At 68.8% G+C, this 15,592-nt stretch carries 10 protein-coding genes and 1 tRNA gene; 9 read left to right on the top strand and 2 right to left on the bottom strand.

All coding sequences use genetic code 11. The features are described from left to right. Positions 1-100 precede the first annotated feature (100 nt). The gene (locus ACWD12_RS02670) at positions 101-1,126 is read right to left on the bottom strand and encodes an adenosine deaminase (RefSeq protein ID WP_358352717.1); all 1,026 of its coding nucleotides are present in this window, start codon (positions 1,124-1,126) and stop codon (positions 101-103) included. 185 nt (positions 1,127-1,311) lie between these two features. After that, complete coding sequence (locus ACWD12_RS02665; RefSeq protein WP_450097988.1) at positions 1,312-2,553, bottom strand: pyridoxal phosphate-dependent aminotransferase; 1,242 nt, start codon at positions 2,551-2,553, stop codon at positions 1,312-1,314. Positions 2,554-2,855: 302 nt separating this feature from the next. Between ACWD12_RS02665 and ACWD12_RS02660 the strand changes: the two genes are divergently transcribed. The 9 genes from ACWD12_RS02660 (at position 2,856) to ACWD12_RS02620 (ending at position 15,501) form a co-directional block, all read left to right on the top strand. Next, a tRNA-Trp gene (locus ACWD12_RS02660) sits at positions 2,856-2,928 on the top strand. Between the two features lie 111 nt (positions 2,929-3,039). Continuing rightward, the gene (gene secE / locus ACWD12_RS02655) at positions 3,040-3,366 is read left to right on the top strand and encodes a preprotein translocase subunit SecE (protein ID WP_358363013.1); all 327 of its coding nucleotides are present in this window, start codon (positions 3,040-3,042) and stop codon (positions 3,364-3,366) included. Positions 3,367-3,490: 124 nt separating this feature from the next. Further along, entirely contained in the window at positions 3,491-4,324 is an 834-nt protein-coding gene (nusG, locus tag ACWD12_RS02650; protein ID WP_450097987.1) for a transcription termination/antitermination protein NusG, read from the top strand. A 236-nt stretch (positions 4,325-4,560) separates the two neighbouring features. Then, positions 4,561-4,992: a 50S ribosomal protein L11 gene (gene rplK / locus ACWD12_RS02645; protein ID WP_358363015.1), complete on the top strand. Its 432-nt coding sequence runs from the start codon at positions 4,561-4,563 to the stop codon at positions 4,990-4,992. A gap of 112 nt (positions 4,993-5,104) precedes the next feature. Further along, the gene (gene rplA / locus ACWD12_RS02640) at positions 5,105-5,836 is read left to right on the top strand and encodes a 50S ribosomal protein L1 (protein ID WP_358363017.1); all 732 of its coding nucleotides are present in this window, start codon (positions 5,105-5,107) and stop codon (positions 5,834-5,836) included. Between the two features lie 399 nt (positions 5,837-6,235). Continuing rightward, entirely contained in the window at positions 6,236-6,808 is a 573-nt protein-coding gene (gene rplJ / locus ACWD12_RS02635) for a 50S ribosomal protein L10 (RefSeq protein ID WP_450097986.1), read from the top strand. 97 nt (positions 6,809-6,905) lie between these two features. Then, positions 6,906-7,292, top strand: coding sequence for a 50S ribosomal protein L7/L12 (gene rplL / locus ACWD12_RS02630; protein WP_450097985.1), 387 nt, complete (start codon positions 6,906-6,908; stop codon positions 7,290-7,292). Between the two features lie 679 nt (positions 7,293-7,971). After that, the gene (gene rpoB / locus ACWD12_RS02625) at positions 7,972-11,457 is read left to right on the top strand and encodes a DNA-directed RNA polymerase subunit beta (protein WP_358363021.1); all 3,486 of its coding nucleotides are present in this window, start codon (positions 7,972-7,974) and stop codon (positions 11,455-11,457) included. A 150-nt stretch (positions 11,458-11,607) separates the two neighbouring features. Next, positions 11,608-15,501, top strand: coding sequence for a DNA-directed RNA polymerase subunit beta' (locus ACWD12_RS02620; RefSeq protein WP_358363022.1), 3,894 nt, complete (start codon positions 11,608-11,610; stop codon positions 15,499-15,501). Positions 15,502-15,592 lie beyond the last annotated feature (91 nt).

Genomic DNA, 15,592 nt, shown 5'->3' with positions numbered 1-15,592 from the left:
CAATCCGGCCGCGACCCGGCCACAACCGGGCGCCAGCCGTGTCCGCCCCCCGCCCGTGACCACCGGGCCACCGACACCCAGAGCCACAGCCGTCCGTCCGTCAGGCGGCCAGCCAAGCGTCCACGCCCGCGAGCAACTTGTCCTGTACCCCCTCCGGCGCGACGGAGCCGCGGATCGACTGCCGGGCCAGCTCCGCCAGTTCCTCGTCGGTGAAGCCCTGCGACGTACGCGCGATCTCGTACTGCGCCGCCAGCCGCGAACCGAACAGCAGCGGATCGTCGGCACCCAGCGCGATGGGCACCCCCGCCTCGAACAGCCGCCGCAGCGGTACATCCGCCGGATCGTCGTAGACCCCCAGCGCGACGTTCGACGCCGGGCACACCTCGCACACCACCCCGCGGCGGGCCAGCTCGGCCATCAGCCGCGGGTCCTCCGCCGCGCGTACGCCGTGCCCCAGCCGCCGCGCGCCGAGCACGTCCACGCACTCGCGCACGCTGCGCGGCCCGTCCAGCTCGCCGCCGTGCGGGTTCGCGAACAGCCCGGAGCGCCGTGCGATGTCGAAGGCGCGCTCGAACTCCAGGGCGCGGCCCCGGCGTTCGTCGTTGGACAGGCCGAAGCCGACGACCCGCCCCCGGTCCGCGTACCGGGCCGCGAGGCGGGCCAGAGTGCGCGCCTCCAACTGGTGCTTGGTCCGGTTCGCCGCGATCACCACCGCGATGCCGACGCCCGTCGACCGCTCGGCCTCCTCCACGGCCTCGAGGATCACCTCGACCGCGGGCGTCAGGCCGCCGAGCCGGGGGGCGTACGACGTCGGGTCCACCTGGATCTCCAGCCACCCCGACCCCTCCGCGAGATCGTCCTCGGCCGCCTCGCGGACCAAGCGGCGCACGTCGTCGGCGTCGCGCACACACGAGCGGGCGATGTCGTACAGCCGCTGGAAGCGGAACCAGCCCCGCTCGTCGGTCGCGCGCAGGCGCGGCGGAGTGCCGGAGGTCAGGGCGGACGGCAGGTGCACGCGGTACCGGTCGGCGAGTTCCAGCAGGGTCTGGGTCCGCATCGAACCGGTGAAGTGCAGATGCAGATGGGCCTTCGGGAGCGCGCGCACATCGCGGACTGGGTGATCCATCTCCCCGATCATGGCCGACCGCGGGCCCGCGCGGGCCCAGACCGCGCAGGTTGCCCCGACCGGATGACAACTCGGCGACCCCATACCGTGCTGCTGGCACACCCGAGGCAGCCCAAACGTGGGCGGGTGCCGCCTACCGGTCCGGTAGGCGGCACCCGCCGACGAGCGTCAGAACGCGTGGCCGACTACTTGGCCTCGCCCAGCAGCTTCGCGATCCGCGACACGCCCTCGGCCAGGTCCTCGTCGCCGAGCGCGTACGACAGCCGCAGGTAGCCCGGCGTACCGAAGGCCTCGCCCGGCACCACCGCGACCTCGACCTCGTCCAGGATCAGCCCGGCCAGCTCCGCCGAGTCCTTCGGCACCTTGCCCCGGATCTCCTTGCCGATGACGCCCTTGACCGACGGGTACACGTAGAACGCGCCCTTCGGCTCGGGGCACTCGACGCCCGGGATCTCGTTGAGCATGCGCACGATCGTGCGGCGGCGGCGGTCGAACGCCACCTTCATCTCGTCGACCGCGGTGAGGTCGCCGGACACCGCCGCCAGCGCGGCGGCCTGGGCCACGTTGCAGACGTTGGAGGTCGCGTGCGACTGGAGGTTCGTGGCCGCCTTGACGACGTCCTTCGGCCCGATGACCCACCCGACGCGCCAGCCGGTCATCGCGTACGTCTTCGCGACACCGTTGACGATGATCGTGCGGTCCAGCAGTTCCGGCACCACGGTCGGCATCGACACGAACTCGGCGTCGTCGTACACGAGGTGCTCGTAGATCTCGTCGGTCAGCACCCACAGCCCGTGGGACGCGGCCCAGCGGCCGATCTCCTCAACCTGGGCGCGCGAGTAGACCGCACCCGTCGGGTTCGACGGCGACACGAAGAGCAGCACCTTCGTGTTGGCCGTGCGCGCCGCCTCCAGCTGCTCCACCGACACCAGGTAACCGGTGGTCTCGTCGGCCACCACCTCCACCGGCACGCCGCCCGCGAGCTTGATCGACTCGGGGTACGTCGTCCAGTACGGCGCCGGGACGATGACCTCGTCGCCCGGGTCGAGGATCGCCGCGAACGCCTCGTAGATCGCCTGCTTGCCGCCGTTGGTGATCAGCACCTGCGCGGGGTCGACGGTCAGGCCGGAGTCGCGCAGCGTCTTGTCGGCGATGGCCTGCTTCAGCTCCGGCAGCCCCCCGGCCGGCGTGTAGCGGTGGAACTTGGGCGCGCGGCACGCGGCCACGGCGGCGTCCACGATGTAGTCCGGCGTCGGGAAGTCGGGCTCGCCGGCGCCGAAGCCGATCACCGGCCGGCCGGCGGCCTTGAGCGCCTTGGCCTTGGCGTCGACCGCGAGAGTCGCGGACTCGGCGATCGCGCCGATACGTGCGGACACCCGGCGTTCGGTGGGCGAGCTGGACTGGGGGCTGGAGGAAGCTGCGGTCATGGGGCCAATCGTCCCACTGCCGCTCGGGGCCGGGCACGCAGGTTTCGCGATATGAACGCGGAAGAGTGGGGCCGGGCGCCCGGGACCGCGGTCGGAAGGAGCCGACCTCTGCCCGTCCGCTGCCGATACCGCACCGATTCGGGGCACGACCTGCGGCCCCGCCGGAGCGACGACCGGGTGACGGGTTCGACCTGGGCGACCGCAACCCGTACACTCATCCACTGGCGGATCGAACCTGCTGCCGTCGCGCCCGGAAACCCGTGGTTATCAGGCACGACTCTCGGCTAGGTTGGGACCACCGAAGGGCACTAGCTCAATTGGCAGAGCACCGGTCTCCAAAACCGGGGGTTGGGGGTTCAAGTCCCTCGTGCCCTGCGATGTGCCATCCCGACACATTTTCCCGGGATGCGCATGCAGTCAGCGCCAGTCAATCAGCGCCGACGACACCGTCGGTGATCCAGTCAGACCGGATCCAGGTGAGGACGAGTGACGGAGGCCCGCGGCTCCACTGCCACGCCCGAGGACGAGAGCTCGGACGAACTCGGCGTGGACGAGACTCCCCCCGGCGGTAGGAACCGCAGGGGACGCCGTGCCGACGCCGAAAAGCCCGAGCCCAAGAAGCAGGGTCTTTTCGCGCGCCTCGCACTCTTCTACCGGCAGATCGTCGCCGAGCTGCGCAAGGTCGTCTGGCCCACCCGCAACGAGCTCATCACGTACACGACCGTTGTGATCGTGTTCTGCCTGATCATCATCGGCATCGTGTACTCGCTCGACCTCGGGTTCGCCCGGGCGGCGCTCGAAATCTTCGGCTGATCCGGCCGTCCCGCCGGTTACTGTGGTGTCCAGGGCTCCATGCCCTGGGCCCAGCCGGGTCGCGGCCTCCCAGCGGACCGCCGGGCCCCACCGATTGATCCCCACCCAGGAAGAAGCAGCCACCGTGTCAGACCCGAACCTGTTCCCCGACGAGACCGTCGAGGAGACGGGGTCCCTGTCGGAGCAGGCGGAGGACGCCTCCACCGGCGTTGACGTCGCCGAGTCCGCCTTCGAAGGCGACACCGAGGCCGAGACCGACGAGGTCGACGCCGAGGAAGCCGCCGAGGACGACGACGAAGCGGACGAGGTCGCTGCCGAGGACGACGCGGAGGCGGCATCCGTCGATGCCGAGCCGCAGGTGGACGCCCTCGAGGAGTTCCGCGACGCGCTGCGCCGGGCGCCCGGTGAGTGGTACGTCATCCACTCGTACGCCGGCTACGAGAACCGCGTGAAGGCCAACCTCGAGTCCCGCACGACCTCCCTCAACATGGAGGAGTACATCTTCCAGGTCGAGGTGCCGATGGAAGAGGTCGTCGAGATCAAGAACGGTCAGCGCAAGACCGTCAAGCGCAACAAGTTCCCCGGCTACGTGCTGGTCCGCATGGACCTCACGAACGAGTCGTGGGGCGCCGTCCGCAACACCCCGGGCGTCACCGGCTTCGTCGGCAACGCCCACGAGCCCTTCCCGCTCACCCTCGACGAGGTCGCCAAGATCCTCGCCCCCGAGGAGGAGCAGGCCGCGGCCGGCGGCGGCACGTCGACGAAGGCCCCCGCCGAGGTCAAGGTCCTCGACTTCGAGGTCGGCGACTCGGTCACCGTCATCGACGGCCCCTTCGCGACCCTCCAGGCCACGATCAACGAGATCAACCCGGACTCGCAGAAGGTCAAGGGCCTGGTCGAGATCTTCGGCCGCGAGACCCCGGTCGAGCTGTCGTTCAACCAGATCCAGAAGAACTGATCAGGTCGGACTGACGGCACCGCAGAGCTTCCGGAGTCCGGGGCGGCGCAAGCCCTCCCGGACCGCGGATTAGGGCGCCTCCGCAACGGTGGTTATCGTTGTGGGGGCGCCACGCCGCGTCCGCCGTTCCCCGAGGGAGCGGCCCAGCGTGGCGCACGTCGCACGAATGGCCTCCTTGGCGGAGCCATGCGTACCGTGCGGCGACAGGGAAACACATCGTCGAAGGACCCGGAAACATGCCTCCCAAGAAGAAGCTTGCAGCCGTCATCAAGCTGCAGATCAAGGCCGGTGCCGCGACTCCGGCCCCGCCGGTCGGTCCGGCGTTGGGCCAGCACGGCGTCAACATCATGGAGTTCTGCAAGGCGTACAACGCGGCGACCGAGTCGCAGCGCGGCGACATCGTCCCGGTGGAGATCTCGGTCTACGAGGACCGCTCCTTCACCTTCGTGACGAAGACCCCGCCGGCCGCGCGCCTGATCCTCAAGGCCGCCGGTGTCGAGAAGGGCTCGGGCGAGCCCCACAAGACCAAGGTCGCCAAGATCACGCGCGACCAGGTCCGCGGCATCGCCGAGACGAAGATGCAGGACCTGAACGCGAACGACCTGGACGCCGCCGAGAAGATCATCGCCGGCACCGCCCGCTCGATGGGCATCACGGTCGAGGGCTGAGCCCGCTCACCCGGTCCGCGGCGAACTCCGTCCGGACCGCCCCGCAATCCCGTGGCAGGGCCGTGCGTCGGCCCGAGCACACCACGACTCCTTCCGTAACTCAGGAGCTGAAGTGACGCAGCGCAGCAAGACCTACCGCGAAGGCGCCGCCCAGGTGGACCGCGAGCGGCTGTACGCCCCGCTCGAGGCCGTCCGCCTGGCGAAGGCCACCAGCAAGACCAAGTTCGACGCGACCGTCGAGGTCGCCCTGCGCCTGGGCGTCGACCCGCGCAAGGCCGACCAGATGGTCCGCAGCACCGTCATCCTCCCGCACGGCACCGGCAAGACCGCCCGGGTCCTGGTCTTCGCGACCGGTGACCGTGCCGAGGCAGCGAAGGCTGCGGGCGCCGACATCGTCGGCTCCGACGAACTGATCGACGAGATCCTCAAGGGCAACCTGCTCAACGAGATCGACTCGGTCGTCGCCACCCCGGACCTCATGGGCAAGGTCGGCCGCCTCGGCCGCGTGCTCGGTCCGCGTGGCCTGATGCCGAACCCGAAGACCGGCACCGTGACCCCGGACGTGGCCAAGGCCGTGAACGAGATCAAGGGCGGCAAGATCGAGTTCCGCGTCGACAAGCACTCGAACCTGCACTTCATCATCGGCAAGACCTCGTTCACCGACGAGCAGCTGATCGAGAACTACGGTGCCGCGCTGGACGAGGTCCTGCGTGTCAAGCCGTCCGCCGCCAAGGGCCGGTACGTCAAGAAGGTCGCCATCACCACCACGATGGGCCCGGGCATCCCGGTCGACCCGAACCGCACCCGCAACCTCCTCACCGAGGAGGACCCGGCGGCCGTCTGATCCGTCCCGGATCGACCGCCCGCCAGGCGCGAACTCCCGTGGCCCGTACGCCCCTTCAAAGGGGCGTACGGGCCACGACCCGTTTCTCGTGGCAGGCGATTTGCCTTTCGTACGGGCTCTCCCGTACCTTGGACCGAAGCCAAAGACCGCCGGTCGTCACTGGCGTGCCCTTCTCCGAAGGGTCCCGTGACCGAAGGCTCCGCGTCAGCGGACGACCTGCGCAGGTGCCTGTGAGACGTTCCCCGTCCTTCCGGTCCCCGGAGTGACTGTGTACGCCCCGTGCGCTTGCGCCGGGGCGTTTCTGTTTGTCCGGGCCCCTTTGTCCGTCGGCGGTCTCCCGGCATCCGGTCGGTCCCACGACCGGCCGACTGATCGCATCGCGGAAGGAGGCCCTGTCCTATGGCGAGGCCCGACAAGGCAGCCGCGGTTGCCGAGCTCGCGGACCAGTTCCGCGGCTCGAACGCCGCCGTGCTGACCGAGTACCGCGGACTCACCGTGGCGAAGCTCAAGGAGCTGCGCCGTTCTCTCGGTGAGAACGCGGAATACGCCGTGGTGAAGAACACGCTGACCAAGATTGCGGCCAACGAGGCGGGCATCAGCGAGCTGGACGACCTTCTCGAGGGTCCGTCCGCCATCGCGTTCGTCTCGGGCGACCCGGTCGAGGCCGCCAAGAGCCTGCGTGACTTCGCCAAGGCGAACCCCCTTCTCGTCATCAAGGGCGGTGTCCTCGAGGGCAAGGCCCTCAGCGCTGACGAGATCAAGAAGCTCGCGGACCTCGAGTCCCGCGAGGTGCTGCTCGCCAAGCTGGCGGGTGCCATGCAGGCGTCGATGGCGAAGGCTGCCGCGACGTTCCAGGCCCCGCTCACGCAGTTCGTCCGCACCGCGGAAGCGCTGCGCGCGAAGGTCGAGCAGGGCGGTGCCGGCGAGCCGGCTCCCGCCGCCGAGGCCGCCGAGGACGCTCCCGCCGAGTAATTCGGCCCGCGTACTCGCGACCCGGTCGCCGGGGGCCCTGCCCCCGCCACTCACACCACCCGGCACCTGCCGAACCGATTAGGAAGGACCGCCTCTCATGGCGAAGCTCAGCACCGAAGAGCTGCTCGAGTCGTTCAAGGAAATGACCCTCATCGAGCTCTCGGACTTCGTGAAGCTCTTCGAGGAGACCTTCGACGTCAAGGCTGCCGCCCCGGCCGCCCAGATCGTCGCGGGCCCGTCCAGCGGCGGCGACGCCCCCGAGGCCGAGGTCAAGGACACGTTCGACGTGATCCTCGAGGCCGCGGGCGACAAGAAGATCCAGGTCATCAAGGAGGTTCGGGCGCTCACGAACCTGGGCCTGAAGGAAGCCAAGGACCTGGTCGACGGCGCCCCGAAGCCGCTGCTCGAGGGTGTCAACCAGGAGGCCGCGGACAAGGCGAAGGCCGCCCTCGAGGGTGCCGGCGCCACCGTCTCGGTCAAGTAAGTCCCCGACTTACCTGCACCTTGCTCCACCGCTTCACCGCGTCAGGCGGCTGCCCTCCGGGGCGGCCGCCTGACGGCTTTTCCGGAGGGCTCACCGGGCGCACTCCGGGCGCGCGTACGGACCCCGCGGCAGCGCGCGACACTCCGGTTTCACCTGTTCGGCTTCGCCCGTGAGAGTGATTCTGGCGACACTCCGCAGCATCACGCGCGGTGACGTACGCCCTCTCCCGGCGCCTCCCGCACACCCGTGCGGCGGCACCCGGCCGAGTGTCCGGCAACCGCCTGTTCTGGCGGTTCCAGCCACCCCCGTGGACCGCGTGTCGGCCGCCCGCGAACGCTCTGACCTGCTGCTGCGTAACGGATCCGGGAAGATCCGCAACGCGCCGCCCGCGATGCGCGTCACCGTCGGTCGGCTGTGCAAGAGTGATGCCCATGCCTCGTCGGGCTGCCTGCCTCTTGACGAACCGAACGCGGCGCGCAATTCTTCGGACGCGTCCCGAAGAGCACTTGCCGGGTGGCAGAAGCCCCCGAGATGGCGAGCGCCCGTTCCAGGCGCTGGACAGCGGTGTGCCGTGTGGCTACACTGACCCTTTGCGCTGCCTGTTGACCCGTCCGCGGTATTTGCCACCCAGGCCGTCCGGCATGCGCATAGTGAGTCCGAGCCCTCGGAAGGACCCCTCTTGGCCGCCTCGCGCAACGCCACGAACGCTACAAACCCCGGCGCCGCCAGTACCGCCCCGCTCCGCATCTCCTTCGCAAAGATCCGCGAGCCTCTCGAGGTACCGAACCTTCTCGCGCTGCAAACCGAGAGCTTCGACTGGCTGCTCGGCAACAGCGTTTGGAAGGCTCGGGTCGAGGACGCGCTCGCGTCGGGAGCAGACGTCCCCACCAAGTCCGGCCTCGAAGAGATCTTCGAGGAGATCTCCCCGATCGAGGACTTCTCCGGGTCGATGTCGCTCACGTTCCGCGACCACCGTTTCGAGCCCCCCAAGAACTCGATCGAGGAGTGCAAGGAGCGCGACTTCACGTACTCCGCGCCGCTCTTCGTCACCGCGGAGTTCACGAACAACGAGACCGGCGAGATCAAGAGCCAGACGGTCTTCATGGGCGACTTCCCGCTCATGACCAACAAGGGCACGTTCATCATCAACGGCACCGAGCGTGTCGTGGTGTCGCAGCTCGTGCGCTCGCCCGGCGTCTACTTCGACAAGCAGATCGACAAGACGTCCGACAAGGACATCTTCAGCGCCAAGGTCATCCCGTCCCGCGGTGCCTGGCTGGAGCTGGAGATCGACAAGCGCGACACCGTCGGTGTCCGTATCGACCGCAAGCGCAAGCAGTCCGTCACGGTGCTGCTGAAGGCGCTCGGCTGGACCGACTCGCAGATCCTCGAGGAGTTCGGCGAGTACGAGTCCATGCGCCAGACCCTGGAGAAGGACCACACCCAGGGCCAGGACGACGCGCTGCTCGACATCTACCGCAAGCTGCGTCCGGGCGAGCCGCCGACCCGTGAGGCCGCGCAGACGCTGCTCGAGAACCTCTACTTCAACCCGAAGCGGTACGACCTGGCGAAGGTCGGCCGGTACAAGATCAACAAGAAGCTGGGCGTCGAGCGCCCGCTGGACGCCGGGACCCTCACGGTCGAGGACGTCATCGCGACGATCAAGTACCTGGTCAAGCTGCACGCCGGCGAGGCCGAGATGACCGGCCTGGGCGGCCAGGAGCTCGTCGTCGAGGCCGACGACATCGACCACTTCGGCAACCGCCGTCTGCGAAACGTCGGCGAGCTGATCCAGAACCAGGTCCGCACCGGTCTGGCGCGTATGGAGCGGGTCGTCCGCGAGCGCATGACCACGCAGGACGTCGAGGCGATCACGCCGCAGACGCTGATCAACATCCGGCCGGTCGTCGCCTCCATCAAGGAGTTCTTCGGCACCAGCCAGCTGTCGCAGTTCATGGACCAGACGAACCCGCTGTCGGGCCTGACCCACAAGCGCCGGCTGTCCGCGCTGGGCCCCGGCGGTCTGTCCCGTGAGCGGGCCGGCTTCGAGGTCCGCGACGTGCACCCGTCGCACTACGGCCGTATGTGCCCCATCGAGACCCCGGAAGGCCCGAACATCGGTCTGATCGGCTCGCTGGCGTCGTACGGCCGGGTCAACGCGTTCGGCTTCGTCGAGACGCCGTACCGCCGGGTCACCAACGGCATCGTCACCGACGAGGTCGACTACCTGACCGCCGACGAAGAGGACCGCTTCGTCATCGCGCAGGCGAACGCGCCGCTCAACGACGACAACACGTTCGCCGAGGCGCGCGCGCTCGTCCGCCGCCGCGGCGGCGAGATCGACTACCTGCCGGGCGACGAGATCGACTACATGGACGTCTCGCCGCGCCAGATGGTGTCGGTCGCGACGGCGATGATCCCGTTCCTCGAGCACGACGACGCCAACCGCGCGCTCATGGGCTCGAACATGATGCGCCAGGCCGTGCCGCTCCTGAAGGCCGAGTCGCCGCTCGTCGGCACCGGCATGGAGTACCGCGCGGCGGTCGACGCGGCGGACGTCATCTCGGCCGAGAAGGACGGCGTCGTCACCGACGTGTCGGCGGACTACGTCACGGTCATGAACGACGACGGCACGTACACCACGTACCGCGTGCAGAAGTTCATGCGCTCCAACCAGGGCACGAGCTTCAACCAGAAGGTCATCGTCGACGAGGGCTCGCGCGTCGAGGCCGGGCAGGTCCTCGCGGACGGCCCGTGCACCGAAGAGGGCGAGATGGCCCTCGGCAAGAACCTCCTGGTGGCGTTCATGCCGTGGGAGGGCCACAACTACGAGGACGCGATCATCCTGTCGCAGCGCCTCGTGCAGGACGACGTCCTCTCCTCGATCCACATCGAGGAGCACGAGGTCGACGCCCGGGACACCAAGCTGGGCCCCGAGGAGATCACCCGGGACATCCCGAACGTCTCCGAAGAGGTGCTGGCCGACCTCGACGAGCGCGGCATCATCCGCATCGGCGCCGACGTCGTGCCCGGCGACATCCTGGTCGGCAAGGTCACGCCCAAGGGCGAGACCGAGCTGACCCCGGAGGAGCGCCTGCTCCGTGCGATCTTCGGTGAGAAGGCGCGCGAGGTGCGCGACACCTCGCTGAAGGTGCCGCACGGCGAGCAGGGCAAGGTCATCGGCGTGCGCGTCTTCGACCGCGAGGCCGGCGACGAGCTGCCGCCCGGCGTCAACCAGCTGGTGCGCGTGTACGTCGCGCAGAAGCGCAAGATCACCGACGGTGACAAGCTCGCGGGCCGACACGGCAACAAGGGCGTCATCGCGAAGATCCTGCCGGTCGAGGACATGCCGTTCCTGGAGGACGGCACCGCGGTCGACATCATCCTCAACCCGCTGGGCGTCCCGTCCCGCATGAACCCGGGCCAGGTCCTGGAGACCCACCTCGGGTGGGTCGCCAGCCGCGGCTGGCAGGTCGAGGGCGACGACGAGGACTGGAAGGGCCGTCTGCGCGCCATCGGCGCCGACGCGGCCGAGGCCGGCACCAACGTCGCCACCCCGGTCTTCGACGGTGCGCGCGAGGAGGAGATCACGGGTCTGCTGGACTCGACGATCCCGAACCGCGACGGCGTCCGCATGATCGACGGGTCCGGCAAGGCGCGGCTGTTCGACGGTCGCTCCGGCGAGCCGTTCCCGCACCCGATCTCGGTCGGCTACATGTACATCCTGAAGCTGCACCACCTGGTCGACGACAAGCTGCACGCCCGTTCGACCGGTCCGTACTCGATGATCACGCAGCAGCCGCTGGGTGGTAAGGCGCAGTTCGGTGGCCAGCGCTTCGGTGAGATGGAGGTGTGGGCGCTCGAGGCGTACGGCGCCGCCTACGCCCTCCAGGAGCTCCTGACGATCAAGTCCGACGACGTCCTCGGCCGCGTGAAGGTGTACGAGGCCATCGTCAAGGGCGAGAACATCCCGGAGCCCGGCATCCCCGAGTCCTTCAAGGTGCTCATCAAGGAGATGCAGTCGCTCTGCCTCAACGTGGAGGTCCTCTCGAGCGACGGTATGTCGATCGAGATGCGCGACACCGACGAGGACGTCTTCCGCGCGGCGGAGGAGCTCGGTATCGACCTGTCCCGGCGCGAGCCGAGCAGCGTCGAAGAGGTCTGATGTCCGGCCCGGCACCTGGTCGCCGCGAGAAGACGGCGGCCAGGTGCCGGGGACCCCGGACCACAGACCTGATGAAGACACCCCCGGCACGGCGGCCTACCCCAGCCGCCACCGCCGGGACCAAACCCCGAAAGAGGGATTGACGAAACAGTGCTCGACGTCAACTTCTTCGACGAGCTGCGTATCGGCCTCGCCACCGCCGACGACATCCGCACCTGGTCCCATGGCGAGGTCAAGAAGCCCGAGACCATCAACTACCGCACCCTGAAGCCGGAAAAGGACGGGCTCTTCTGCGAGAAGATCTTCGGTCCGACCCGGGACTGGGAGTGCTACTGCGGCAAGTACAAGCGTGTCCGCTTCAAGGGCATCATCTGCGAGCGCTGCGGCGTCGAGGTCACTCGCGCCAAGGTGCGGCGTGAGCGGATGGGCCACATCGAACTGGCCGCTCCCGTCACCCACATCTGGTACTTCAAGGGCGTGCCGAGCCGCCTCGGCTACCTGCTCGACCTCGCCCCGAAGGACCTGGAGAAGGTCATCTACTTCGCGGCGTACATGATCACGTACGTCGACGACGAGCGCCGCCAGCGCGACCTGCCCTCGCTCGAGGCCAAGATCTCGGTCGAGCGCCAGCAGATCGAGCAGCGCCGCGACTCGATGGTCGAGGAGCGCCAGAAGAAGCTCGAGGCCGACCTCGCCGAGCTGGAGGCCGAGGGCGCCAAGTCCGATGTGCGCCGCAAGGTGCGCGAGGGCGCCGAGCGCGAGATGAAGCAGCTGCGCGACCGCAACCAGCGCGAGCTGGACCGCCTGGAGGAGGTCTGGACCCGGTTCAAGAACCTCAAGGTCCAGGACCTGGAGGGTGACGAGATCCTGTTCCGCGAGATGCGGGACCGGTTCGGCACCTACTTCCTCGGAAGCATGGGCGCGCAGGCGCTGCAGAAGCGCCTGGAGTCGTTCGACCTCGAGGCCGAGGCCGAGAAGCTCCGCGAGATCATCCGCACCGGCAAGGGCCAGAAGAAGACCCGTGCGCTCAAGCGCCTCAAGGTCGTCTCGGCGTTCCTGCAGACCCGCAACAGCCCCACCGGCATGGTGCTGGACTGCGTGCCGGTCATCCCGCCGGACCTGCGTCCGATGGTGCAGCTGGACGGCGGCCGCTTCGCGACCTCCGACCTGAACGACCTGTACCGCCGCGTCATCAACCGCAACAACCGCCTGAAGCGCCTTCTCGACCTCGGTGCCCCCGAGATCATCGTGAACAACGAGAAGCGCATGCTCCAGGAGGCCGTCGACGCGCTGTTCGACAACGGCCGCCGCGGCCGTCCGGTCACCGGGCCGGGCAACCGTCCGCTCAAGTCGCTGTCCGACATGCTCAAGGGCAAGCAGGGCCGGTTCCGTCAGAACCTGCTCGGCAAGCGCGTCGACTACTCGGGCCGTTCGGTCATCGTCGTCGGCCCGCAGCTCAAGCTGCACCAGTGCGGTCTGCCCAAGCAGATGGCGCTGGAGCTCTTCAAGCCGTTCGTGATGAAGCGCCTGGTCGACCTGAACCACGCGCAGAACATCAAGTCGGCCAAGCGCATGGTCGAGCGTGCCCGCCCGGTCGTGTGGGACGTGCTGGAAGAGGTCATCGCCGAGCACCCGGTTCTGCTGAACCGTGCGCCGACGCTGCACCGCCTCGGCATCCAGGCCTTCGAGCCGCAGCTCGTCGAGGGCAAGGCCATCCAGATCCACCCGCTCGTCTGCACCGCGTTCAACGCGGACTTCGACGGCGACCAGATGGCCGTGCACCTCCCGCTGTCCGCGGAGGCGCAGGCCGAGGCCCGCATCCTGATGCTGTCCTCGAACAACATCCTCAAGCCGGCGGACGGCCGCCCGGTCACCATGCCCACCCAGGACATGGTGCTGGGCCTGTTCTTCCTGACCTCGGACCGCGAGGACATGAAGGGCGTGGGCCGGCAGTTCTCCTCGGTCGCCGAGGCGATCATGGCGTTCGACGCCCGCGAGCTGGACCTCCAGGCGAAGATCGACCTGCGCCTGCCGGCGGGCACCGTCCCGCCGCGCGGCTGGGTCGCGCCGGACAACGGCCCGGAGGGCGTGAACTGGGAGCCGGGTCAGCCGCTGCGGCTGAACACCACCCTGGGCCGCGCGCTCTTCAACGAGCTGCTGCCCTCGGACTACCCGTTCATCGACACCGAGGTGGGCAAGAAGCAGCTCTCCGCGATCGTCAACGACCTCGCGGAGCGCTACCCCAAGGTCGAGGTCGCCGCGACGCTGGACAACCTCAAGGCCGCGGGCTTCCACTGGGCCACCCGCTCGGGTGTCACGGTGTCGATCTCCGACGTCGTCGTGCCGCCGAACAAGGCCCAGATCCTCGAGGGTTACGAGGCGCAGGCCGACAAGATCCAGAAGCAGTACGAGCGCGGTCTGATCACCAAGACCGAGCGCGCGCAGGAGCAGATCCAGATCTGGACCAAGGCGACCAACGAGGTCGCCGAGGCGATGAACGCGAACTTCCCGAAGACGAACCCCATCTTCATGATGGTCGACTCGGGTGCTCGCGGAAACATGATGCAGATGCGTCAGATCGCCGGTATGCGTGGCCTGGTGTCCAACGCGAAGAACGAGACCATCCCGCGGCCCATCAAGGCGTCGTTCCGTGAGGGTCTCTCCGTGCTGGAGTACTTCATCTCCACGCACGGCGCCCGCAAGGGTCTCGCGGACACCGCGCTGCGTACCGCCGACTCGGGTTACCTGACCCGTCGTCTGGTGGACGTGTCGCAGGACGTGATCATCCGCGAGGAGGACTGCGGCACCGACCGCGGCCTCACGCTGGACATCGCGGTCCGCGCGGCCGACGGCTCGCTGCGCAAGACCAACGACGTCGAGACCAGCGTGTACGCGCGCAGCCTCGCCGAGGACGTCACGGTCGACGGCAAGGTCGTCGCCCCCGCGGGCGTCGACCTGGGCGACGTCATCATCAACCAGCTCGTCGCCGCCGGCGTCGAGCAGGTGAAGACCCGCTCGGTCCTGACCTGCGAGTCCAAGGTCGGCACCTGCGCGATGTGCTACGGCCGTTCGCTGGCCACCGGCAAGCTCGTCGACATCGGCGAGGCGGTCGGCATCATCGCCGCCCAGTCGATCGGTGAGCCCGGCACCCAGCTGACGATGCGTACCTTCCACACCGGTGGTGTGGCGGGTGACGACATCACGCAGGGTCTGCCGCGTGTCGTCGAGCTCTTCGAGGCCCGTACCCCCAAGGGTGTGGCCCCGATCAGCGAGGCGGCCGGCCGGGTCCGCATCGAGGACACCGACAAGACCCGCAAGGTCGTCGTGGTCCCGGACGACGGCTCGGAGGAGCTGGCGTACGCGGTCTCCAAGCGCGTCAAGCTCACCGTCGAGGAAGGCGACCGCGTCGCGGTCGGCCAGAAGCTGACGCTGGGCGCCGTCAACCCGCACGACGTCCTGCGCATCCTCGGGCAGCGCGCGGTCCAGGTCCACCTGGTCGCCGAGGTCCAGAAGGTCTACAACTCGCAGGGCGTGTCGATCCACGACAAGCACATCGAGATCATCATCCGGCAGATGCTGCGCCGCGTGACGATCATCGAGTCGGGCGACGCCGAGCTGCTGCCGGGTGAGCTGGTCGAGCGCGGCCGGTTCGAGAGCGAGAACCGGCGCGTGGTGTCCGAGGGCGGTTCGCCGGCCTCCGGCCGTCCGCAGCTCATGGGCATCACCAAGGCGTCGCTGGCCACCGAGTCGTGGCTGTCGGCGGCCTCCTTCCAGGAGACCACCCGGGTGCTCACCGACGCGGCGATCCACGCCAAGTCGGACCCGCTGCTGGGCCTGAAGGAGAACGTCATCATCGGCAAGCTGATCCCGGCCGGTACGGGCATGCCCCGCTACCGCAACATCCGGGTGGAGCCCACCGAGGAGGCGAAGGCCGCGATGTACTCGATGTCCGGGTACGACGAGGCGGACTACTCGGCGTTCGGCACCGGCTCCGGCCAGGCCGTCCCGCTGGAGGAGTACGACTTCGGCGGTTACCAGGGCTGATCCGGGGGCCTGTGCACCGGAAGTCGCTCGGCAGGCCGGCGGGGCCGCCACCATGGGTACATGGTGGCGGCCCCGCCGCCGTTCCAGGGGG

Source organism: Streptodolium elevatio (assembly GCF_053592165.1).
Note: the sequence above shows the minus strand (reverse complement) of the source record. Positions and strands in the feature narration are given on the sequence as shown.